The organism is Streptomyces sp. NBC_00096, from assembly GCF_045041305.1.
Classification (GTDB): Bacteria; Actinomycetota; Actinomycetes; order Streptomycetales; family Streptomycetaceae; genus Streptomyces.
On the sequence record NZ_CP108221.1, the window covers coordinates 6,621,268 to 6,640,842 of the forward strand.

At 69.2% G+C, this 19,575-nt stretch carries 18 protein-coding genes; 6 read left to right on the forward strand and 12 right to left on the reverse strand.

Annotated features, from left to right (window positions below):
* Positions 1–82: 82 nt before the first annotated feature.
* Complete coding sequence (locus tag OG904_RS29395) at positions 83–2,140, reverse strand: SPFH domain-containing protein (RefSeq protein WP_405496103.1); 2,058 nt, start codon at positions 2,138–2,140, stop codon at positions 83–85.
* A gap of 52 nt (positions 2,141–2,192) precedes the next feature.
* On the reverse strand, positions 2,193–2,795 hold the full coding sequence (locus OG904_RS29400; protein WP_328297329.1) for a hypothetical protein: 603 nt from the start codon (positions 2,793–2,795) through the stop codon (positions 2,193–2,195).
* A 283-nt stretch (positions 2,796–3,078) separates the two neighbouring features.
* Here OG904_RS29400 and OG904_RS29405 point away from each other — a divergent pair, with 283 nt between their 5' ends.
* Together OG904_RS29405 and OG904_RS29410 are read left to right on the forward strand one after the other, a co-directional pair.
* Positions 3,079–4,572 carry an FAD-dependent oxidoreductase gene (locus OG904_RS29405; RefSeq protein ID WP_328297328.1) on the forward strand — a complete coding sequence of 498 codons (1,494 nt, stop codon included), beginning with the start codon at positions 3,079–3,081 and terminating at the stop codon, positions 4,570–4,572.
* A gap of 31 nt (positions 4,573–4,603) precedes the next feature.
* Positions 4,604–5,194 (forward strand): TetR/AcrR family transcriptional regulator, encoded by a 591-nt coding sequence (locus tag OG904_RS29410; RefSeq protein WP_328297327.1) that lies wholly within the window; start codon positions 4,604–4,606, stop codon positions 5,192–5,194.
* Positions 5,195–5,236: 42 nt separating this feature from the next.
* Here the strand turns inward: OG904_RS29410 and OG904_RS29415 are convergent, their stop codons facing one another.
* Together OG904_RS29415 and OG904_RS29420 are read right to left on the reverse strand one after the other, a co-directional pair.
* On the reverse strand, positions 5,237–5,446 hold the full coding sequence (locus OG904_RS29415) for a hypothetical protein (RefSeq protein WP_405496106.1): 210 nt from the start codon (positions 5,444–5,446) through the stop codon (positions 5,237–5,239).
* A gap of 6 nt (positions 5,447–5,452) precedes the next feature.
* A complete protein-coding gene (locus OG904_RS29420) occupies positions 5,453–5,773 on the reverse strand; it encodes a hypothetical protein (protein WP_328297325.1) in 321 nt (106 codons plus the stop codon).
* A gap of 203 nt (positions 5,774–5,976) precedes the next feature.
* On the opposite strand from OG904_RS29420, the gene OG904_RS29425 reads away from it, so the two are divergent.
* Genes OG904_RS29425 through OG904_RS29435 form a run of 3 tightly spaced genes read left to right on the forward strand, consistent with a single transcriptional unit; the run spans position 5,977 to position 8,997 of the window.
* Positions 5,977–7,242, forward strand: a complete 1,266-nt coding sequence (locus tag OG904_RS29425; protein WP_328297324.1) for a cation:proton antiporter — start codon at positions 5,977–5,979, stop codon at positions 7,240–7,242.
* Positions 7,229–7,702 (forward strand): CBS domain-containing protein, encoded by a 474-nt coding sequence (locus OG904_RS29430; protein WP_405496109.1) that lies wholly within the window; start codon positions 7,229–7,231, stop codon positions 7,700–7,702. Before OG904_RS29425 ends, OG904_RS29430 begins: the two co-directional genes overlap by 14 nt.
* Positions 7,699–8,997: an ArsB/NhaD family transporter gene (locus tag OG904_RS29435; protein ID WP_328297322.1), complete on the forward strand. Its 1,299-nt coding sequence runs from the start codon at positions 7,699–7,701 to the stop codon at positions 8,995–8,997. Before OG904_RS29430 ends, OG904_RS29435 begins: the two co-directional genes overlap by 4 nt.
* Before the next feature lie 3 nt (positions 8,998–9,000).
* On the opposite strand, the gene OG904_RS29440 is transcribed toward OG904_RS29435, so the two are convergent.
* From OG904_RS29440 to OG904_RS29465, 6 genes are all read right to left on the reverse strand, one after another.
* On the reverse strand, positions 9,001–10,035 hold the full coding sequence (locus tag OG904_RS29440) for a helix-turn-helix domain-containing protein (RefSeq protein ID WP_328297321.1): 1,035 nt from the start codon (positions 10,033–10,035) through the stop codon (positions 9,001–9,003).
* A 132-nt stretch (positions 10,036–10,167) separates the two neighbouring features.
* Positions 10,168–10,344, reverse strand: coding sequence for a hypothetical protein (locus tag OG904_RS29445; protein ID WP_405496111.1), 177 nt, complete (start codon positions 10,342–10,344; stop codon positions 10,168–10,170).
* An 87-nt stretch (positions 10,345–10,431) separates the two neighbouring features.
* Positions 10,432–11,892: a vanadium-dependent haloperoxidase gene (locus OG904_RS29450; protein WP_405496113.1), complete on the reverse strand. Its 1,461-nt coding sequence runs from the start codon at positions 11,890–11,892 to the stop codon at positions 10,432–10,434.
* Positions 11,893–12,185: 293 nt separating this feature from the next.
* The gene (locus OG904_RS29455) at positions 12,186–14,090 is read right to left on the reverse strand and encodes a potassium channel family protein (protein ID WP_405498351.1); all 1,905 of its coding nucleotides are present in this window, start codon (positions 14,088–14,090) and stop codon (positions 12,186–12,188) included.
* Positions 14,091–14,666: 576 nt separating this feature from the next.
* Positions 14,667–14,972 carry a hypothetical protein gene (locus OG904_RS29460; protein WP_405496115.1) on the reverse strand — a complete coding sequence of 102 codons (306 nt, stop codon included), beginning with the start codon at positions 14,970–14,972 and terminating at the stop codon, positions 14,667–14,669.
* A 193-nt stretch (positions 14,973–15,165) separates the two neighbouring features.
* Positions 15,166–16,101: a hypothetical protein gene (locus OG904_RS29465; protein WP_405496117.1), complete on the reverse strand. Its 936-nt coding sequence runs from the start codon at positions 16,099–16,101 to the stop codon at positions 15,166–15,168.
* Between the two features lie 473 nt (positions 16,102–16,574).
* Between OG904_RS29465 and OG904_RS29470 the strand changes: the two genes are divergently transcribed.
* Positions 16,575–17,192, forward strand: coding sequence for a hypothetical protein (locus OG904_RS29470; protein ID WP_405496119.1), 618 nt, complete (start codon positions 16,575–16,577; stop codon positions 17,190–17,192).
* Positions 17,193–17,211: 19 nt separating this feature from the next.
* Here the strand turns inward: OG904_RS29470 and OG904_RS29475 are convergent, their stop codons facing one another.
* Together OG904_RS29475 and OG904_RS29480 are read right to left on the reverse strand one after the other, a co-directional pair.
* On the reverse strand, positions 17,212–18,369 hold the full coding sequence (locus tag OG904_RS29475; RefSeq protein ID WP_405496121.1) for a hypothetical protein: 1,158 nt from the start codon (positions 18,367–18,369) through the stop codon (positions 17,212–17,214).
* Positions 18,370–18,372: 3 nt separating this feature from the next.
* Positions 18,373–19,449 (reverse strand): ImmA/IrrE family metallo-endopeptidase, encoded by a 1,077-nt coding sequence (locus tag OG904_RS29480; protein WP_405496123.1) that lies wholly within the window; start codon positions 19,447–19,449, stop codon positions 18,373–18,375.
* Positions 19,450–19,575: the final 126 nt, after the last annotated feature.

Here is a 19,575-nt window from a genome sequence, read left to right on the forward strand (position 1 = left end):
GCGTGCTCGGGCGGTGCACTGGGCCGGGGCCGCCGGGGGATACGCGGCGGCCCGGGCCCAGCGGAGGTGTGAGGAATCCGGGTCAGGACTTACCCGCGCCGTTCAGGCCGGCGTCCAACCTCGCGATGGGCACGTCGGCCAGGCCCAACTGCCCCGCCTTCTCCAGCAACTCGCCGAGCTGCCCGGCCTGGGCGCCGCCGCCCTGCATCAGCTTCATCAGCAGCGCGGACACGGTCAGGTTCTGCACGTCGGAGGTCGAGACCGAGCCGAGGACCCGCGTGACGTCCTGCGTGAAGTCGGCCGTGCCGTCCAGCCACGGCTTCGCGAGCGCCTGCGCGGTGTCGGAGTGCTGGACGAAGGCGTCTATGCCCTTGCCGAGCGAGATGGAGGAGACGAGCCGGTCGAAGAAGACGGAGTCGCCGCCGACGATGTTGATGTCGGCCTTCTCCAGCCCGGCCGCGACCACCATGGCCTGGGCCTCGGCGACCTGCCGCTGGACGTCGAGACCGGCCAGCCGGATTTCCTTCTCGGCCGCCAGTCGCAGCCGGAACTCCTCGTGTCCGCGGGAAGCCTCGTCCAGTGCGGCCATCGCGGCGGCCTTCTCCGTCAGACCCGCGGCCTCCGCCTTCAGCTTCTCGCCGATCATCGCCGCGTCCGCGCCCGCCTGCGCCCGGGTGCCTTCGGCGTGCGCCTTCAGCCGGGCCTCGGTGGCGTGTGCTTCCGCCAGCCCGGTCTTCTCGATCGCGTCGGCTTCCTTCTCCCGGACCTGTACGGCGGCCAGCCCGGGCGCCGCCGCCTCCGCCTGGACACCCTCCGCGAGGTGGAGCTTCGCCCGGGCGTCGAGGTCGGCGGTCTTCACCCGGGCCTCGGCCAGGGTGAGCTGCTCGGCGGCCCGGTGCACGGCCGCGGCCTCCGCCGCCTCGGCGGCCTTGATGTCCTTGACGAGGAGCTCCTGTGCCTCCGCCTCGGCGGCGATGACAACCGTCTGGCGGTGGCGTTCGGCCTCCTCCACGGCACGCAGCTTCTTGATCGACTCCTCCTGCTCGGCGACCGTGCGGTCCACCGCGATCCGCTCGCGTACGACCTCGGCGATGTCCCGCTTCTCGGTCTCGACCTCCTTGTCGGCAGCGATCCGCGTCAGCTGCGTCTCCCGCTCCCGGGCGATGACCTCCAGCTGCCGGTCCTTCTCGATGCGCTCGCTCTCGACGGCGATGACCCGCTCGCGGTTCTTCGCGGCGACCGCCACCTCGCGCGCCTGGTTCTCGCGCTGGACGCCGAGTTGCTCCTCGGTCCGGAGGAAGGCGCTCTGGGCGCGCAGCCGTTCCTCCTCGACGACCTTGGCGGTCTCCGCCTCCTCCTTGGCCCGTACGGTCTCGATCTCGCGCCGCTGCCTGATCTCGGCGTCCGCCTGGCGGCGTTCCAGCTCGAGGATCGCCTCGCGGGCGTCGACGTTCTGCCGGGTGATCTCCTTCTCCTCCGTGCGCTGGAACTCGTTGGTGCGCACGTGCTCGATGGCGGTCAGCTCGGTGATCTTCCGGATGCCCTGGGCGTCGAGGATGTTCGCGCTGTCGAGCTGGTTCAGCGGGGTCTGCTCCAGGTAGTCGATCGCAGCGTCCTCCAGGCTGTAGCCGTTGAGGTCGGTCCCGATCACGGCGATGATCCGGTCGCGGAACTCGTCGCGCTTGGTGTAGAGGTCGGCGAAGTCGAGCTGCTTGCCGACGGTCTTCAGCGCCTCGGAGAACTTCGCGTTGAACAGCTCCTGCAGCGTGTCCTTGTCGCTCGCCCGTTGCGTGCCGATGGCCTGGGCGACCTTGATGACGTCCTCGACGGTCTTGTTGACGCGGACGAAGAACGAGATGCGGATGTCCGCGCGGATGTTGTCCTGGCAGATCAGGCCGTCGCGGCCGGTGCGGGTGATGTCGATGGTCTTCACCGAGATGTCCATGACCTCGGCCTTGTGCAGGACGGGCAGGACGACCTGCCCGGTGAAGGTCACGTCGACCTTCCGCATCTTCGAGACGATCAGCGCCTTGCCCTGTTCGACCTTGCGGAACAGTCGGCTGACGACGAGGAGCAGGGCGAGGGCGATGAGCAGGACAACGGCGACGAGCACGCCGATGCCCAAGGAGATGGCATCCATGGGTGAAGTCCTTGCGGAGAAGGTGAAATGAGGAGCGTGGCGGCGGCGGAACTCAGCCGACGTTGCGCGGATCGAGGGCGCTGTCGTACGGAGCGACCCAGAAGAACTCGCCCGGTTCGTCGTACGCGTAGAGCAGCCCCGGGCTGCCCAGGGGCATGGGGTCAGAGCCGGCTTGGCGGACCTGGACCACGGCGGTCGAGCCGTCGTCCGCGGTCACCTCGGCCTGCCCGAACCGTGCGTCCACGCGGCCGGTACGGATCGTCGCGACGCGGCCGATGAAGTCCTGGCGGGACGGCTGCGGATCGTCGGGGTGGAAGAGCAGGCGCAGTGGGCGGGCGAGGGCGCCGGTGACGGAGCGGGCCACGAGGAGCGACACGGCCAGCAGGACCAGGGCGCTGCCACCGCCGAAACCGAGGCGGTCGAGCAGGACGGTGCCGGCGAGACCGGTGAACCACGCGACCGCGACGAACAGTGAGGCCGGGATCGTCAGAGGGACACCGGGTGTCCCGAGCGCTGAGGCTCCGACGGCCGAGTCCAGCGCGTCGTGCTCGACGCCGCCGCACAGCACGAGGAGCCAGAAGACGAGGACCACGGCCAGGCTGATCGTGAAGATGCCGGTGGGGAAGCCGAGCGCGGTGACAGTGAACTCGCTCATCCTCTTCCCCCCCTCCCGTGGCCCGTTCCGGCGGCGCGGGGCGGCGTCGCGTGGACGCCACCCCGCTTCCGGGCCTCGGCATCGAGGCCATTCCCCCGGTTTCCCCCTGCCCGATCCTGCCCGGTGTGTGGCCTCGTTGACATTGCCGTTCCCCGGCAGTCTTTACGCGTTCTTGATGCCGAGCGGATCTCTCCGGGGGAGGGGTGCTCCCGAGGGTGTACGTCCGCACCATTTGGAGTTAGCTTGTAACTAATGTTAGACACTAACGAAATGGGTGGTGGCGGTGAACTCTCCGGCAGTCGTGGTGGTCGGGGCAGGGCCGACCGGACTCGCGACGGCGGTGGGGCTCCGGCTCGCAGGGGTCTCTGTACGGCTGCTGGACAAGGCCGCCGGACCCGCGACGACCTCACGAGCCCTGGGCCTGCAGCCGCGTGGAGCCGAGGTGCTTGACCGCCTCGGGGCCCTCGCGGATCTCCCCGAGCAGTCGGTACGGATCGGCGAGGTCCTGACGCACGTCGACGGCAAACCACTCGCGCGTCTCCTCGTTGGCCAGCCGACGAAGCTGGTGACGCGCCCCGGCCTGCTCATGTCGCAGTCCGACGTCGAGTCCCGGCTCCGCGCACGCCTCGCAGCCTTGGGCGTCGACGTCGAGTGGGGCAGTGAGCTGCTCGATGCGAGCCGGGACGGCGAACGGGTCTCGCTCCGCCTCGCGGACCGGGAGATCCACGCCGACTGGCTGGTGGGATGCGATGGCGCGCACAGCCGTGTCCGCAAGGCCGCCGGAATCGCGTTTCCGGGAGTACCCGTGGTCGAGCGGTTCCTCCTGGCCGACGTGACGGCCCGGTTGCCCCTGCCCAGAGACACGGTCGCGGTCTGGCTGCGCGGCGACCGCATGCTCGGAGCCTTCCCGCTTCCCGGCGAGGACCAGTGGCGGCTGATGGCCCCGGCGCCCGACGGAGCCGTCGGCGACCCGCTGGCCGCCCTCTGTGACCTGCTCGCGCAGGAGGCCGACATCCCCGCCTCGGCCGTCCGAAGCGCCCACTGGACGTCCAGCTTCAAGATCCACCGCCGCCTCGCCCCCACCTACCGGGCGGGCCGGATGCTGCTCGCGGGCGACGCGGCCCACATCCACAGCCCCTTCGGCGGGCAGGGAATGAACACAGGCCTCGGTGACGCCGAGAACCTGGCGTGGAAGCTGGCGCTGGTCGCGAGCGACCGTGCCGGCGGCAGCCTGCTCGACACGTACGAGGCGGAGCGCAGGCCGGTGGCGGCGGAGGTGCTGAAATCCACCAGCGCCATGACCGGCATGATCCTGGGGCGGACCTGGTGGGCGAGGATGCTGCGCGACCACGCCTTCGTGCCACTGCTCGGCCGGACCCTCGTGCAGCGGCTGCTCTGGGAGAAGTCCTCCCAACTGACCCTGACCTACCGGACCGGCCCCCTCGGTGGCGGAGCATCGTACAGACGCGGCCTCCGCCCGGGAGACCGCGTTGCCGACCTCACCTGCACCCGTACGGACGGCACACCCACCCGGCTCTACGGCGAACTACCGTCCCGCTGGGGCCTGCTGACCCCGAGCGGCGGGGCCGCGGGGGAGTGGGAGGCTGTCGTGGCCCGCCACCTCGGAGCGGGATCTGTCGCCGCCCTCCAGGTTCCCGGTGCCCACCGGGGCGACGCAGCCCTGGTCCGGCCCGACGGGCATCTCGCCTGGCAGGGAGCTTCCCCAACAGCCCTCGATGAGGCACTCACGCGCATACTCGGGAACGGCAGGCAGTAATAACGACAGGCGCCCCGGAGGCCGCAGATCCATGACGTCCCACCCTGCACCACCCCCCGGACTGCGCGAGCGCAAGAAGGCGCACACGCGCCGGACGATCCAGGAGCAAGCGCTGCGCCTCTTCCTGTCCCAGGGGTACCAGAACACCACCGTCGAGGAAATCTCCGCTGCGGCCGGGGTCTCCCACATGACCTTCTTCCGGCACTTCCCGACGAAGGAAGCCGTGGTCGAGAACGACGACTATGATCCGCTGATCGTCCGCCTCATCGAGGAGCGGCCGGAGGGCGAGAACAGCCTCACCGCGCTACGCAACGCCTTGGTGCACGGCCTGGAGGCCGTCTACGCGAGCGACCGCGAGGCCCTGCTCGCCCGCACCCGCCTCGTCTTCGAGACCCCCGCTCTGCGCGCACGAACCTGGGACAACCAGTACGCCACCCAGCTTCTCCTGGCCGGAGCCCTGCGCTCACGTACTCCCGTGGAGAGCGAACTGGCCACCCGCGTCATCGCCGCGGCGGGCCTCGCCGCCGTCACCAGCGCGCTCGCGGCCTGGGTCGAGAGCGACGGCGCCCGCGACCTGCCGGCCTTGGCCGAGGAGGCCTTCCGCGCGCTCCGCCCGGCGTGACGTCCGCCGCCCGGGCGGCCCGTGCTGCAGGGGCGGCGTTCTTCAACGCTTCACGGTGCCCGAGCCCAGCATGACGAGGCCCGTGGTGAGGAGCGACAGGCCGATCGCCAGTTCCCGGAACCCGTAGGCCTGGACGGCGTACAGGATGCCGCCGCCCACGGTGAACACGGAACCGACACCGACGGCGAGAAGGGCCATGCGGAACTCGGTGATGTGGCTGCGAAGGCAGGCGAGCTTAGAGGCATCCGGCATGCGGGATCAGCCTTCGTTCTTGGGGAGTGTGGTGTTCCACGCCGACCTGTAAGACCGCACGAGGCAGGTCACTGCCGCGAGGCTCAGCAGCGGTCCGGCGCCGGTGCAGAGCGTCACGACGGCTGCCGAAGCGCCCAGAAGGCGAGGGACCGCATTGAGCGGCACCAGGGCGTACACGCAAAGGGTCGCCCAGGCGTAGGGGAGGGCAACCGAGCGGTCGCCCAGCCGGGGAGGAACCCAGCCAGAGAAGATCGCCACCGGAAACGGGAGGAGAAGAAGGGTCGCAGCGACCAGGGCCAGCGCCTGGTACACCGGGCTTTCGTTCATCCGTACCTCTCTGGTCGCGCGCTGACCCTAGAGCGTCCCCTGCCACGTCGTGGATGCCGACGCCCGGCAGACAACCGAGGGTCGCTTTGCTGTCAGGGACCCGTTAAAGAGCCGTAAGGAATGTATAAAGTACCTGATGGTGTGCCGGGAAGCCTGGTCGGCGAACAGGGGACGACTCTCTTCGTAGATCGGGGCTACACGTCATGGTGCTCGTCGTTGTATTCGGTATCGCTCTGCTCGTCGCCGTGCTGCTCTCCGGCCTCGCCGCCCGTACGGTCCTGTCGACCTCGCTCCTCTTCCTCCTCGGCGGGGCCCTGGTCAGTGACGGATTCCTCGGGATCGTCCACATCGGTTCCGATAGCGCGATCGTGGGAGTCACGGCCGACCTGGCGCTGTTCGCGGTCCTCTTCACGGACGGCATGCACGTCGCCTTCCCGGCATTGCGCCGGAACTGGAAGAACCCCGCGCGGGCGCTGGGTCTGGGGATGCCCCTCGCCGTGGTCGGCATGGCAATGCTCACGCATTTCCTGGTCGGGCTGGACTGGACGACCTCGTTCCTCGTCGGCGCCGTCCTGGCGCCCACCGACCCGGTGTTCGCCTCGGCGATCGTGGGGCGCAAGGAGGTCCCGGCGAAGCTGCGTCAACTGCTCAACGTCGAGAGCGGGATCAACGACGGTCTCGCCCTGCCCCTCGTCCTGATCCTGATCGCCGCCGCCGGCCCCACCTCCGGGCAGGCACAGTCGTCGATCGGGGAGATCGTCCTCGAGCTCGCCCTGGGCCTCGCCCTCGGCATCGTGCTGCCGCTCGCGGTCGCCGCACTGGTGCGCCTGCGCCTCCTCGGGGCCGAACCGAAGCTCCAGCCCCTGCTGCCGCTGGCGACCGGGATCATCCTCTACGCCGCCTGCCACCTGACCCACGCCAACCCCTACCTGGCCGCGTTCTCCGCCGGCGCGGTCCTCGCCTCGGTCTCGCCCGAGTCGAAGACGGCCTTCGAACCGCTCGGCGAAGCGCTGGCGGAGCTCGCGAAGTTCGCGGCGCTGCTGGTCTTCGGCGCCCTGCTGACCCCCGCCCTCTTCGGAGACCTTTCGGCGGGCGGTTACGCGGCGGTCGTGCTGGCGATCGTGCTGATCCGGCCGGCGTCGCTGCTCGTATCGCTCCTGGGCGCGCGCATCGAGCGGCGCGAGAAGCTCGTCGCCGCCTGGTTCGGTCCCAAGGGCTTCGCCTCTGTGGTCTACGGCCTCCTCGTGCTCCAGGCCGGCATTCCGCGGGGCGAGGAGGCGTACACCCTCATCGCCGTCTGCATCGCCTTCTCGATCATCGCCCACTCCAGCACCGACGTGCCCATCGCCCGGCTCTTCCACGTCGACGACCTTGCCGGCATACCAGCCGACGATGACCACCGGGACCGGATCCGCGTACCCGCCCTACGTGACACACCCGATCAGGAGAAGCACCGTGCCAGCCCGTGATCTTGCCGAGCCGTACCCCCACGTGACCACCGACGATCCCGCGATCGACGCCGTACGGCTGCTGGCCGAGCGGGACTTGCCGGCCCTGCTGGTGCTCGACGGCGACGGCGTTCCCTACGCCGTCGTGCCCGGATCCCAGCTGGTGCGGCAGATGGTGCCCGAATACGTGATGGAGGACCCGCTGCTCGCCGCAGTCATCGACGACCGCCACGCGGACGCGCTGGCCGGGGAGTTGCGGGGCCTGACGGTCTCGGAGTGGCTTCCCCGCCGGACCTTCAAGCCGCCCTACGTGGGCCCGGACGCGGGAGTGCTCCAGATCGCCGCCGTCATGGCCCGCGCGCACGTTCCGCTCGTCGCGGTCGTCGAGCACGGGGGTGAGGAGCAGCAAGTGCGCCTCGTCGGAGTCGTGACGGCCGCGGCCCTGATGCGGCACTTCCTCGCGGCGGGCGGCAAGGCGTGAGCAACTGGCAGAGCTGGGCAGCCGTAGCCGTCTTCGCGGGTGCCTACGTCCTGATCATCAGCGAGAAGGTGCACCGCGTCGCCGCCGCCCTGGGCGGAGCGGGTCTGATGCTGGCGATCGGCGCCACCGACGACGCGGCGGCCTTCCACTCCGACGAGACGGGCATCGACTGGAACGTCATCTTCCTGCTCCTCGGCATGATGATGATCGTCGGAGTCCTCCGGAAAACCGGGCTCTTCGAATACCTGGCGATCTGGTCGGTGAAGAAGGCCAGGGCCCGGCCCTTCCGGGTCATGGTCATGCTGGTGGTCATCACGGCGATGGCTTCCGCGCTACTGGACAACGTCACCACCGTGCTGCTCGTCGCCCCGGTGACCCTGCTGGTCTGCGACCGGCTGCGGCTCTCGCCCGTTCCGTTCCTGATCGCGGAGGTGCTGGCGTCCAACATCGGCGGCACGGCCACGCTGGTCGGCGATCCGCCCAACATCATCATCGCCAGCCGGGCCGGTCTCACCTTCAACGACTTCCTCGTCCACCTCGCCCCGCTGTGCGTCGTTCTGGTGGCCGTGCTGGTCCTGCTCTGCCGGTTCATGTTCGCCAAGCATTTCGTCTACGACGAGACGCGTGCCGCGGAGATCATGGAGCTGCGCGAGCGCGAAGCGATCACGGAACCCCGTCTCCTCGCCCAAGGGCTGGGCGTCCTCGCCCTGGTCGTCGCCGGCTTCGTCCTGCACCCCGTCCTGCACTACGAACCCAGCGTCGTGGCCCTTCTGGGCGCCGGTCTGCTCATCGCGATCTCCAAGGTCGAGACCGGCGAAGTCCTCGGGGAAGTGGAGTGGCCCACCCTCGCCTTCTTCGCGGGCCTGTTCGTCATGGTCGGCGCCCTCATCGAGACTGGTGTCATCGGCGACCTGGCGGGATCGCTCGCGGACGCGATCGGCGGGAACGAACTCGGCGGCTCCATGGCCCTGCTGGGTGGCTCGGCGGTGCTCTCCGGAGTCATCGACAACATCCCCTACGTGGCCACCATGGCCCCCATCACCAGCGAACTCGTCACCGACATGGGCGGCGACCCCGACCACGTCATGTGGTGGGCCCTCGCGCTGGGCGCCGACCTCGGCGGCAACGCCACCGCCATCGGCGCCTCCGCCAACGTCGTCGTCCTCGGCATCGCCGAACGCAACCGCCACCCCATCAGCTTCTGGCAGTTCACCAAGTACGGCCTCGTGGTGACCGTGGCCACGGTCACCATCTCCGCGCTCTACCTCTGGCTGCGCTACTTCGCCCTCGCCTGACCCTCAGGCGTCCGAGCCGGGCCAGCCGAGCAGACGAGCGCCGATCACCGCCGTCTGCAGGGTGTAGCGGTTCAGCGGGTCGGCGGGGTCGGCTGCCGTGAGGGAGTGGATGCGCTCCAGCCGGTAGGTGAGGGCCCGCACGCTCAGCGACAGACGGCGCGCGGCCTCCGTCGCCACGCAGCCGCTGTCGAAATAGGCGGTCAGCGTGTCGATGAGGGGCTGGGCGCCGCCGCGAGCCGAGCGCAGCGGTCCGAGGGTGCTCTCCACCAGGTCGGCCATGGCCTGCCGGTCGCGGGTCAGGACCGGATAGACGAGTAGGTCGACGGCGTGGAGTACGGGCTCGTCGAAGCCCATGCGCGCGGCCAGGTCCAGGGCGCCGAGGGCTTCCTCGTAGGAGTGGACGACACCGCCGGGGCCGGGGTGGGAGCGGCCGATGGCGACCTTGCCGCCGTCGGTGGCCGCGTAGGCCCGCTTGGCGAAGAAGGCGAGGACGTCGGGCTGGTCCCCGGGCGCCACGCAGATCAGTCGGCCATCCTTCGTGGTCAGCAGGATCTGCCGCCCGGGGAAGCGGGCCAGGACCGCCGTCTCGATGCCCCGGACGACCCGGAAGCCGTCGCCGTACGGTTCGGGCCCGGCCGCCACGGCCACGGCGTGGGCCTGCGAGAGGCGCAGCCCGAAGCGTTCGGCCCGCTCCGCGAGGCGACCGAGGTCGCTGCCTCCGTACAGCAGGTCGTCGATGAACTCGCGGCGCGCGGCTTCCTCCTGGCGGACGGCCTGCTGCTGTGCGCGTTCGTAGCCCTCGACGAAGGCGTCCACGGCTTGTTCGAGGACTGCCAGCAGCGGACCGGGCGGCGAAGGTGGAAGATCGACGGTCCGGGCCGCAGCCAGATGCTCCCGTATCAGGGCACGCAGCGGGAGGCCCGCCTCCGCGGCACGTTCCCCTTCCGCACGGCGGGAGTCCAGTTCGTCCCGGTTGAGGCGACGTCCGGTGGTGCAGGCCGCGGCAATGATGTCGGTGTAGCCCACCAGATGCTCCACGGATGCCGTTCTGTCCGCCACGTACTTCCCCCAGTCCTGACGCGCCCATGACGCTTCCTTGTCGCGGGCACCAGAGTGGCACGTGGTAGGGGCGGTGCAGATCTCGGGCTCAGGGGCGGGGCCCCAGCCGGGTCAGTGCTGCCGGGAGGACAGCCAGACCGCCGCTGCGCCGGCCAGGACGAGTGCACCGAGGGCGAGCAGGGGCAGACCGGGGCCTGGGCGCAAGTAGAAGAAGGCGCCCGCGACGGTGAGGATCGCGCCGAAGGCGAGCAGGGGTGACACCGGCCCGGCAGCGGGGGGTCGGGTCATGGAGGCTCCTGGCGGGGAGGAGGGGCTGGTGGCACCAGGGTCCCATGGGGTGGGGCGGGGGTACAGGACTCCGCCCCACCGCTAATCTCACAGGGTGCGGAGCTTGGTGGTGAAGACCTGTTCCGCGACCTTGTCGCCGAGGATCAGGCCGTCGGTGGCGTCCCACGGGAAGTGGACACCGAGCCAGATGCGGCTGTCGGCGTCCTCTTTGGCGGCGGCGCTGAAGCTGGTGAAGTGGCGCTGCTTGATCGGGGCGTTCTTCTCGTCGGTCGTGAGGTCGAAGGCGATGTTGTCGGTCTTGAAGTAGCGCTTCATGATGCCCGCCCAGGCGGCGCCGAAGGAGGCGTGCCCGGAGACGTAGGCGGGGAAGCACGGGTTGACGTTGACACCCGCGTTGTTCTTAAGAAGGGGCTTCCACTGAGAGTCTAGGCCGCCCTCGCGGATCGCGGAGACGGGCCGCCAGAGGTCGATCGTGGTGGAGAACTTGGCGTCGCGGACCGCTATGCCCGTGTCGGCGAGGGCGATCGAGACGAGCGCGAAGAGCTTGGCGTTGGCGTAGGTGGTGAGCCCCCGGGCCTTGGAGACCTCACGGGTCGCCTGGATCATGTGACCCGGAGGCTTGTACGTGCCGTCGTTGTCGTTGGCCCAGAACCATGCCGCGTTGAACTGGTCGGCGGTCCGGTTGATCACCGGCGTGGCGGCGGTGGGGGCGGCTGCGCCGGCGTTCCGTACGGCCGCGACCTGGGCCTTGTACTCGGGGCTCGCCACGAGGTCCTCGTACGAACCGTACTGCGCGAGCGTCGTGGGCCGGAACTGCGAGCCCGAGTTCAGGGAGAACGGCTTGACCTGGCCCCAGGCCGGGTTGACGGCATTGCCGTCCGTCGCGCACTTCGGGTCGGGCATGTCGGGATAGTTGCCCGTGGGCCGCCATGCTCCGGGTCGGGTCTTCTCGCTCGTGTAGCTGGAGGCGTCATCCGAACCGTCATTGGCACGGAGGTTCATCATCTGGTTGACCATCCCGCTGACGATGGTGAGGTCCAGGAGATCGCCGCTGGTCGGCTTGGTCCCGAACCGGTCCTCGAAGCGCTTGTTGAGGTAGGCCGTGAAGTCGGGGGCGTTCTTGTTCGGCCGGTTCACGCCGTAGAGGTTGAGCAGGATGTTGTACGCGGTGCGGCCGATGACGCGTTCCTCCTCGTCCGGCCCCTGGACCCAGCCCGCGTAGGCCTCCGCGTGGATGTAGGCCGCGGAGGTCATCGGGCCCTTCCACTTGGCTTGGTACGAGCTCTCTGCGTCCCAGATCGCGCCGTTCATCATCGCGGCCGCCCGCGCCATGGGGACCGGACCACCCTCCACCTGCCTGAAGACGCCCTGGAGGACATCGTTCCAGTAGTGGACGGGGTCGGCTATTTCTTGGGTTGGCAGCGCCGCCTCGGCGCGTTGGGGGCTGGCGGCGAGAATGGAACCGGTGGCGGCCAGGACCACGGCAGCCGCCAGTGTGCGGCGCCAGATCGTGCTGCGGGTTCTGGTGGTGCGGGTGTTCTCGGGCATGGCTCGACTCCCCCTGATCGCAGGCCTGTTGATCACCACGAGAGGTGGCGGCGTGATCATGGCCCAGGACGAGCCGTGAGGCTTGTAGAAATCGGAAGGACGTCGCGGAATGACCGGCCCCGCCCGCACGGCGGCGCGTTCCCGCCCCTCCTCGAATCGCCTATGTCCTCTCTTCTGGCGGCTTCGTGTGCGGTAGCCCGCCGACCGGCGTTCGAGGCGGCATCGTTCCCGTCCGGTCGGGCGTCGTGTGCGGTGGATACAGGTGGCCGCGCTTCCGCGATCTCGACGGCGGGTCAGGTCCGGGGTGTGCGCACTCCGGGGCGTCCGAGGAGTTCGGCCAGGCCGCGGCGGGTGGCGGCCACGACGACACGGTCCTCGGGCCTGAGGACGTAGCCGGGGTGCAGTTTCCACACCAGCCCGAGGCCGGGAGGGGGACCGTACCCGGGAGCTGAGGCCAGGTCGGGACGCCGGTCCTCGGGAGCCGCGGTGTCCAGGGCGATCACACGCCAGGCTCCGGGCCGGAAGGACTCCGCGATGGTGCGGCCCTCCAGATTCGGGTGCCCGGCCACCTCCACCGCGGCGAAGACCAGGACCCGGCGTTCCACCGGGATGGCGCCCAGGATCCGGCGCCCCATCATCGCGCCCGCGAAGGCGGGCGCCGCGAGGTGGGTGACGCTGCGGCTGCGGGTCAGGGCGGCGGGGTGGGCGGCCCGCAGGGTGCGGTACACGGCGGTGGCGAAGCCGTCCTCGTACAGGCGCAGTACGGCCCGCAGGTCGGGCTTGACCGCGCGGGCGTACAGAGCTGCCTCCAGGTTGGTGGTGTCCGAGCTGGTCAGGGCGAGGAGGGAGTGGGCCCGGCCGACGGAGGCAGCCTCCAGGACTCCTTCGTCGGTGACGTCACCCATGACCACCGGTACGCGCAGCCGACGGGCTAGTGCGAGTCCGCGGGCCTGCGGGTCGGATTCCACGCACACGACCGGGATGTCCAGCTCCCGCAACCGCGCCAGTACCCGTGCACCGATCTTGCCGAGCCCCAGCAGGACCACGTGACCCGACATCCCGCGCGGCGGCCGGCGCAGGACCGTCGCCGTGCGGAACGCGCCCAAGGCCTCCAGGGCCGCGGCCACCAGGACCGGAAGCAGCAGCAGACCCACGAACCCCGCCAGGATCTGGAGGACTTGGCGCTGGGCCGGGTCGCCCACAGCCGGATCGTTGATCGCGAAGATGTCGAGCAGGGTGATGTAGGCGGCGTGCAGGGGATGGTCGCCGGTCGTCGCCCAGGACGCGACCGCGAGGGCGGCGACGGCGGCCACCATGCCGGCCAGGGACCAGCGCAGCCGCTGAGAGAACAGGGAGGCGACCGGAAGGGCGCCGGCACCCGATCTTCGCCTCGGCCGGGAGGGATCGGTGTGGACGACCGTCTCCAGGGCCACGATGCCGCGTCCCGTCGCCGCGGCCACGGCCCGGTCGTCAGGCAGCAGCCGCGGGCCGCGGTCCTCGCCGGATCCGGTGCCTTCCGCTCCCTCCGCACCCGCCGGATCGCTGGTGGTCGCGGAGAGGAGAGCTAGAGTGCACAGCCCCGGATCGGCCACCTGGCCCCTCCCCGGAGGAGTGCGCTCCACCGCGCGCAGCAGGAGGCCGTCGGCCTGCACCACCTTGCTGGTCCCCGCGACGGCGCTGGCCGCGAGGGCGGGGGCGGCGGTATCGGCGTCCGAGAGGACCGTCGTCGAGGAGTCCAGCTCCCGCAGGTCGATCCCCGGCTCCGCGACCAGCGCGGCCTGGTCCAGGAGTTCCTCCAGGTGCTGGCCGAGCTTGCGGTTGTAGAGCCGGATCACCAGCCGCAGCCTCGGGTTGAGGCGGCGTGCCACCAGGGCGGCCCGAATGTTGGTGTCGTCGTCCTCGTAGACGAGTGCCAGTGCGGCAGCCCCGGCCACCCCCGCCGAGGCCAGCACCCCCTCGTCAAGCTCGGCCGCGTCCAGGACCCGTAGCTCCCGGACAGCCTGCCCGGCGTCCCCGTTTCGCGCCCCGGGGAGGCCGGGCCCGCCGAGCAGACCGCGCACGGATACCCGAGGGACACGGCCCAGGCTGGGCTGCGTGTCTCGGGCGGCGGGCGCTACGAGCGTCACCCGCTCCTTGTAGACCTCCCGCAGCTCGGAGGCCAGGCGACGGGCCAGCCCGTCGTCACCGCACACGATCATCCCCCCGTCGGGGGATGGCTGTTGGGGTTGCGCTGATATCGAAGACACCGCCCAAGGATGCCCTGATCATGGAAGCGGGTCAGCTCCGGTGCGTGCTCATTCCTGCGGGTGAGGCGGGGTCCGGGTATGGGTAGGGACGTGAGGGTGGCGAGCGCCAGCACGGTTGTGTGGGGCGGGGGTCCAATGACCCGGCCGTACGGGAAGGTTTTTGGCCGACGTTCGGCGTGAACCCTCACCTGTTCCCTGGGACCCAGCATGTCGAGTGCGTCGCGATCCTTGAGCCCGTTGGAAAGGGCCTCTGACCTGCGGGTTAGGGCAGTGTGCGTTATGTGCGCTGTGGGCGTTACGGGCGATATCTTGACGCAGATTTGACGCTCGTGACGCACGTTTGACGCACGCCGTCGGCGATCTCTGACGAGTCGTCGGGCGCAAGAGGGGGCGTCCCGCAGTAGATTGTGATCTTGCTGCGGGAGGCGCCCTTTCCGGTTTGTCGGCGACCGAGTCGGTCGGCGTCAGACCCGCGATCCACCTTCCCCTCTCCGATTACGCTCTGTGATAATCCGCGGGGGCTCGCGACTAGTAGCCGGGACCGTAGGGGTTCCATCCGTGCAGGAACGGCTGCAGGTCGCTGGCGCGAGGTCCGGGAATGTCGGGCAGGCGGAGCGTCCCGTTGAGCGGGTTCAGGCGCTCCATGTGGTTGGTGGCCCAGGTGATCCATGCCTCGGCTCCGTCCCTCTCCGGTCCGGGCGCCAAGGTCTCTGTGTGGAGGCGGAGGGCGTCGACGTACTCGGCCAGGCCCGCTGCGCGGCGCCATGCTTGTTCCTGCGCTTCGAGGTGCTGGATTCGGGCGGCCTCGGCGAAGTCGATCTTTGCCCGTTGCATCGCGGCTTCCCCTTGCAGCCGTTTCTCCTGTGCCGCCTCCAGGTCGGCCAGTCGTTTGCGTTCGGCGGCCTCGCCTCGGAGTCCTACTTCCTGCACGATTTCGGCGAGCTGCTCCTCAAGGGGGCATGTAGTCGTGTCGGCCCACTCCCCGGCCCTGTGTGGCAGCCCGCCACTGATACAGATGCGCAGGCGTTCAGCGGGGGAGTGGTCGTGCCGGGGAATCCTGACCCAGGAGTGCGAGTTCCTTCTTCGTGGGGATGTGCTCGGTGCGGTCTTGTTCCTGGAGGATGAGGAAATCGCATCGCTGGCCCTGGGCGGTGATGGTGAAGTGGGGAGGGCCGTTTCGTCGGCGATGTGGCGCGGGTGCACTCTCGGCCGTACCGAACGCGCTGGTAAATCCCAGCCTCTGCGTTGCGGTGAGCAACGCGTGGATGAGGCGGAAGGCTCTGCCCTGGACGGCTTTGGTCAGCGCCATGGGCTGAGGGTGTGCCTGCAGGGCTCTTACCACGGGGTGTGGAGTAGGGAGCCGTGCCGGTACGGCAACGGGTGACAGCACGGCCAAGCGCCAGGCGGGGGTGTCGACCAGCCGAATTTCGTATCCGTCGCGGCACCAACCTGCGTGCAGCTCCTTGGTCGCAGGGATCTTTCCCGACCGCCGTGCTGCGGCAACACGGATCGGCCACTTCTCGGTCTCCCGACCGCTGGCTTCGCGTTTGACGACGCGGCCGCCGGCTTCTGCGAGCTCCTCCAGGAGCTGCTCCGTGACGGTCTTGGCCTTCTTCCGCGGAAGGGAGCGCGTTCGCTGAACCGGTACGAGCGCAGCCACCTGGCCGCTGGATTCTTTGCTCTTGGCCACGTCGGGTGGCTGGATTCCAGCCTGCGGCGCGGGAGCGGTGTCTTTGCCGCGCGGCTGTTCCGGCGGATGGGATCCGTGGTCCAGGTATTGCTCGCCGGCCCTGGTGAGGGCGACGGACCATTGCCCCCGTCGCTTGGAGACTTTGACCAGTCCGCGGCTGTGCAGGGCTTGGCAGCTGAGTTTGTGCCCGGTTCCTTCCCACACGCCGTCAGGGCAGCCTCGGGCGACCCACTGCAGCACCTGTTGCTGCCGTTTGTTGAGCTCTCGTGGCACCTGAACTCCCCACCGTGCGAATGCTTGCACAGGCATGCTCGCAGCCGCACTCCGCCTGGCGGGGGTGGAAGGGGAAGGGGGTTGGCAGGCTGGATGAAGACTCGGACAGATGTAGGCATGGCCGCCTGTGGTGGCTAGGCTCGCAGTCGTTCGTTGGTGGCCGCCGTGGACGCTTGCTGGCCGGACTGTGACGGGTGCTGGCCATCTCGCGATCACCTGAGGAGGTGGCCGCCGGGCGTACGACTTCCCGTACTAGCCTGGGCCGTCCGTGCTGAGGCGTTGCCGTGTCTTGGCCAGGGGAAGGCGGGTTAGGGGTGTCGGTCCCGCTCGGCTGCGGCCAGCAGGGGATTGGCGAGTGGATCGTGTGAACGTGAGCCGCTCGTGCTTCTGGTGATGGGTGCCTGAGGGTAAGCAGGGGCGTGCAGACGCTCCGCAGACGAGGGTGTCAGTTCGAAACGAGAGCGGGTTGGTTCATGTCGGTCGTGGCGCGAGAGCAGATGGATGTCGTCGCAGGTGCGCTGGCTCCCTGCGACCTCGTGCCCCGCGAGGCGAAGCTCGCGCTTGTCGAAGCCTTCGGGACGGAAGCTGTTGTGGCCTATCGGTATGACGCGCTTGAGCGGGAGCGGCGGGCAGCTGTAGGGATGCCGCCGCTGACGCGACCTGACGTGCTGGATCTCCTCATGTCGCTGCCTCTGGGCGAGCCGGTTCCTGCCAGCTCCTTGAGCGAGAGGGAGCGGCGGGTGCTGAAGTCCCTTCCGAAAGGTGCGGCGGTCCGCAGGGATGGGTCGATCACCCGTCGCGCGGCGCAGCCTGTCCATATCGACATGGCGTTCGTGCCCGGCCGCAGCTGGGAGTCGGGGATGGAGAAGGCCGAGCGATTTACTCCGTTCTGTTCTCGCGCGGTGGTGGTGGACGGCGTATTGCGGCGCAAGGATGATGCCGTGCTGCGCGCGGACTTCTACGGCATCGGCCTGCTCACTCTTCATGGGGGCTCGGTGGAGGTGGTGGTGCCGCCGCGGCCCTTCGTGCGCAGACGTCATACCGTCTCCGGTTGGAAGTTCCTGGAAGACGTCCACCGCCAGCTCCCCTGAGCATCCGGCCCGCGGCTCGTTACGGGGTGACGGGGAGTGTCGCCCATGCTTTGAGCGGCGAGGGTGCCTGGAATCCGGACCTGGGGCTGGCGCCCAGGCCGATGCGCTGGTTCTCCAGTGCGTAGCGGTCGATCGCGGCCGCACATTTATCGCGCCACCACGATTTACGCGGGGTGCCTGGCTGGTAGCTAGCCATTTCGGTGACCCAGTCGCTCCAGGTGAGGACGGTGTGATTGTCGGCCTCGCGCCGGGTTTCACCGTCCGGCAGGAGGAAGCGGTCGAGTCCACGCCCGTCGCACTCCTCGCAGGAGCAGGTTGCGGGATCCACGTTGCCGTACAGCCTGGAGAGGGACTCGGCGCCCTTGAAGCACATGAGTTCCGGCATCAGCACGCTCGGGTAGGTGGGGCCGGCCTTGTTGGTCTGGGCCTTCTCGCCGGGCGGGATCGCGTGGCGGAGTGAACTCTGCACGCCGATGCCGGCGCAGAAGGCGCCGTGCGCGATCGCATCAAGCGCAGCGAGGTCGGTCCGCAGTAGTGCCATGTGTTCGACCTCGGCCAGCAGGCGGCGCAGATTGGCGGGGATGTCCTTCGTCTGCTCCATCGGATCGAACTGGCGGAACAGGACGAGGGCCTTCGGGTGCCGGATCTTCGTGCAGACCGCGATGAGTTGACCGATGTTCTCGCGGTTGAGCCATGTGACGTCGATCGGGAGTGTCACGACGGTATCGGCCCGTTCGATCTTGTTGGCCTCGCGTATCACTGCTTTGAGTGTCTTGGAGTCCGCGGGCGGAATGTAGCCGGTCGGAGTCAGTGCCGCGCTCGCGCCTCGCACCTTCTGAAAGGCCAGCGAGGTGTCCACTGAGGCGAACAGCTCGTCGGTGGGCACCATGAACGGCTCGTCCGCGGTTGCGACATAGGTGGTGTAGGGGGCGCTGTCGATCAGCAGGGTGCCTTCATAGCCGGCCGTGCTGCGAAGGTGGAAGGCCCGCTCGTCGGCTTTGGCTCCGGTCATCACGACGCCGCTGAAGTCGTCATCGAGCGCGGGCCGCGGCCGCGGAAGATTGACGGCGTTCTCGTGGAGCAGCACCCGCCCCTGGAGAAGCGGCACGGCGGCAACGGTGTGGTCGAGCGTCTTCAGGGCGGGCGGTCGCCGCCTCGGGGAGGGAGTGTTGCTCATGAATCACCTCGCAGAAGAGTCCGGCACGTCCTTGTAGCCGGACGGAGAGGAAGAGCACAAGTAGATCTCGTGAAACTCCTCGCGACCCAGGCCCGCCAGGTGGGCGGTCTCGGCCGGACTGAGGTGGAGCTGCTGCTCAAGCCGGGTGACGGCTTGAGCGAGGTGGCGCGGGGTTTCGCGCCGGATGGTGGTCGGTTCGGCGGTGCGGTAGCCGAGGGCGGACAACTCGACCATGAGCGTGCGGTAGTGCCATTCGCTGATGACTCCCAAGTCCATGGCTCGCCTGATCAGAGCGGCCATGGACACCCCCCACCGGGCCTTGAGGTCCAGCAGACGGGACACGTCGATGCCTGGCTTCAGCTCGGGCAGCACCGCGTCATGGGGCATGAGGAACTCGGCGGCGAACCGGTTGGCCTGGTCCTCCTGCACGCGCGCCTCACCCGGCTCGCCGTGCATCACCAGATGACCCAGTTCGTGCGCCAGGCTGAAGCGAGAACGATCGGCTGGTGCATGCGAGTTGAGCAAGATCAACGGGTACCCGCCGGGGGGCCACTGGCTCACGGCGTCGAGCTCGGTGGTGCAGAGATCCCGGACTACGACCAGAGCGCCGGCATCTTCGAGCAGGGCGACCATGTCCTCGACGGGCCCTGCGGGGACGTTCCACTCCTCACGCATCGTCTCCGCCGCATCCGCGGGAGTGTCGAAGTCGTTGACCTCCACGCGCCGAAACCCGTCGTTGCGATGGAGGTCCGCTGCCCGGGCCAAGGAGTCGACCTGGAGCCGGGTGACCGCCAACGTCGCATGGATCCGACGCAGGGCGGGCGCCCCCAGGGAGGCTCGCTTACGGTGGTGCACCAGTCCGACACCTGTCCCGGCCGTGTCAGTGGCGCGGCACAGGGTGTCGGCGGTGTAGCGCAGGGCGTCGGCGAAAAGCTGCACGCGCCTGTCCTTGACCGGGATGCGGCCGGCTTCGGCTCGGCTGACGTACCCCTGGGTGATGCGGCTGCCATCAAGACGCGTCATCTCGTCAGCAAGTTCAGACTGTGTCCAGCCGCGCGAGTCACGGGCCAAGGTGAGCATCCCTGGATCCGCAACCAAGCTCCTCTGGTCGCGCACGTGCCCACCTCCAGCCCTGGCGAGTTCAACTCCCCCGAGAGTACACGGTTCTATGCCTCAGAATATTCCGCACATGATTCGAGACTCGCC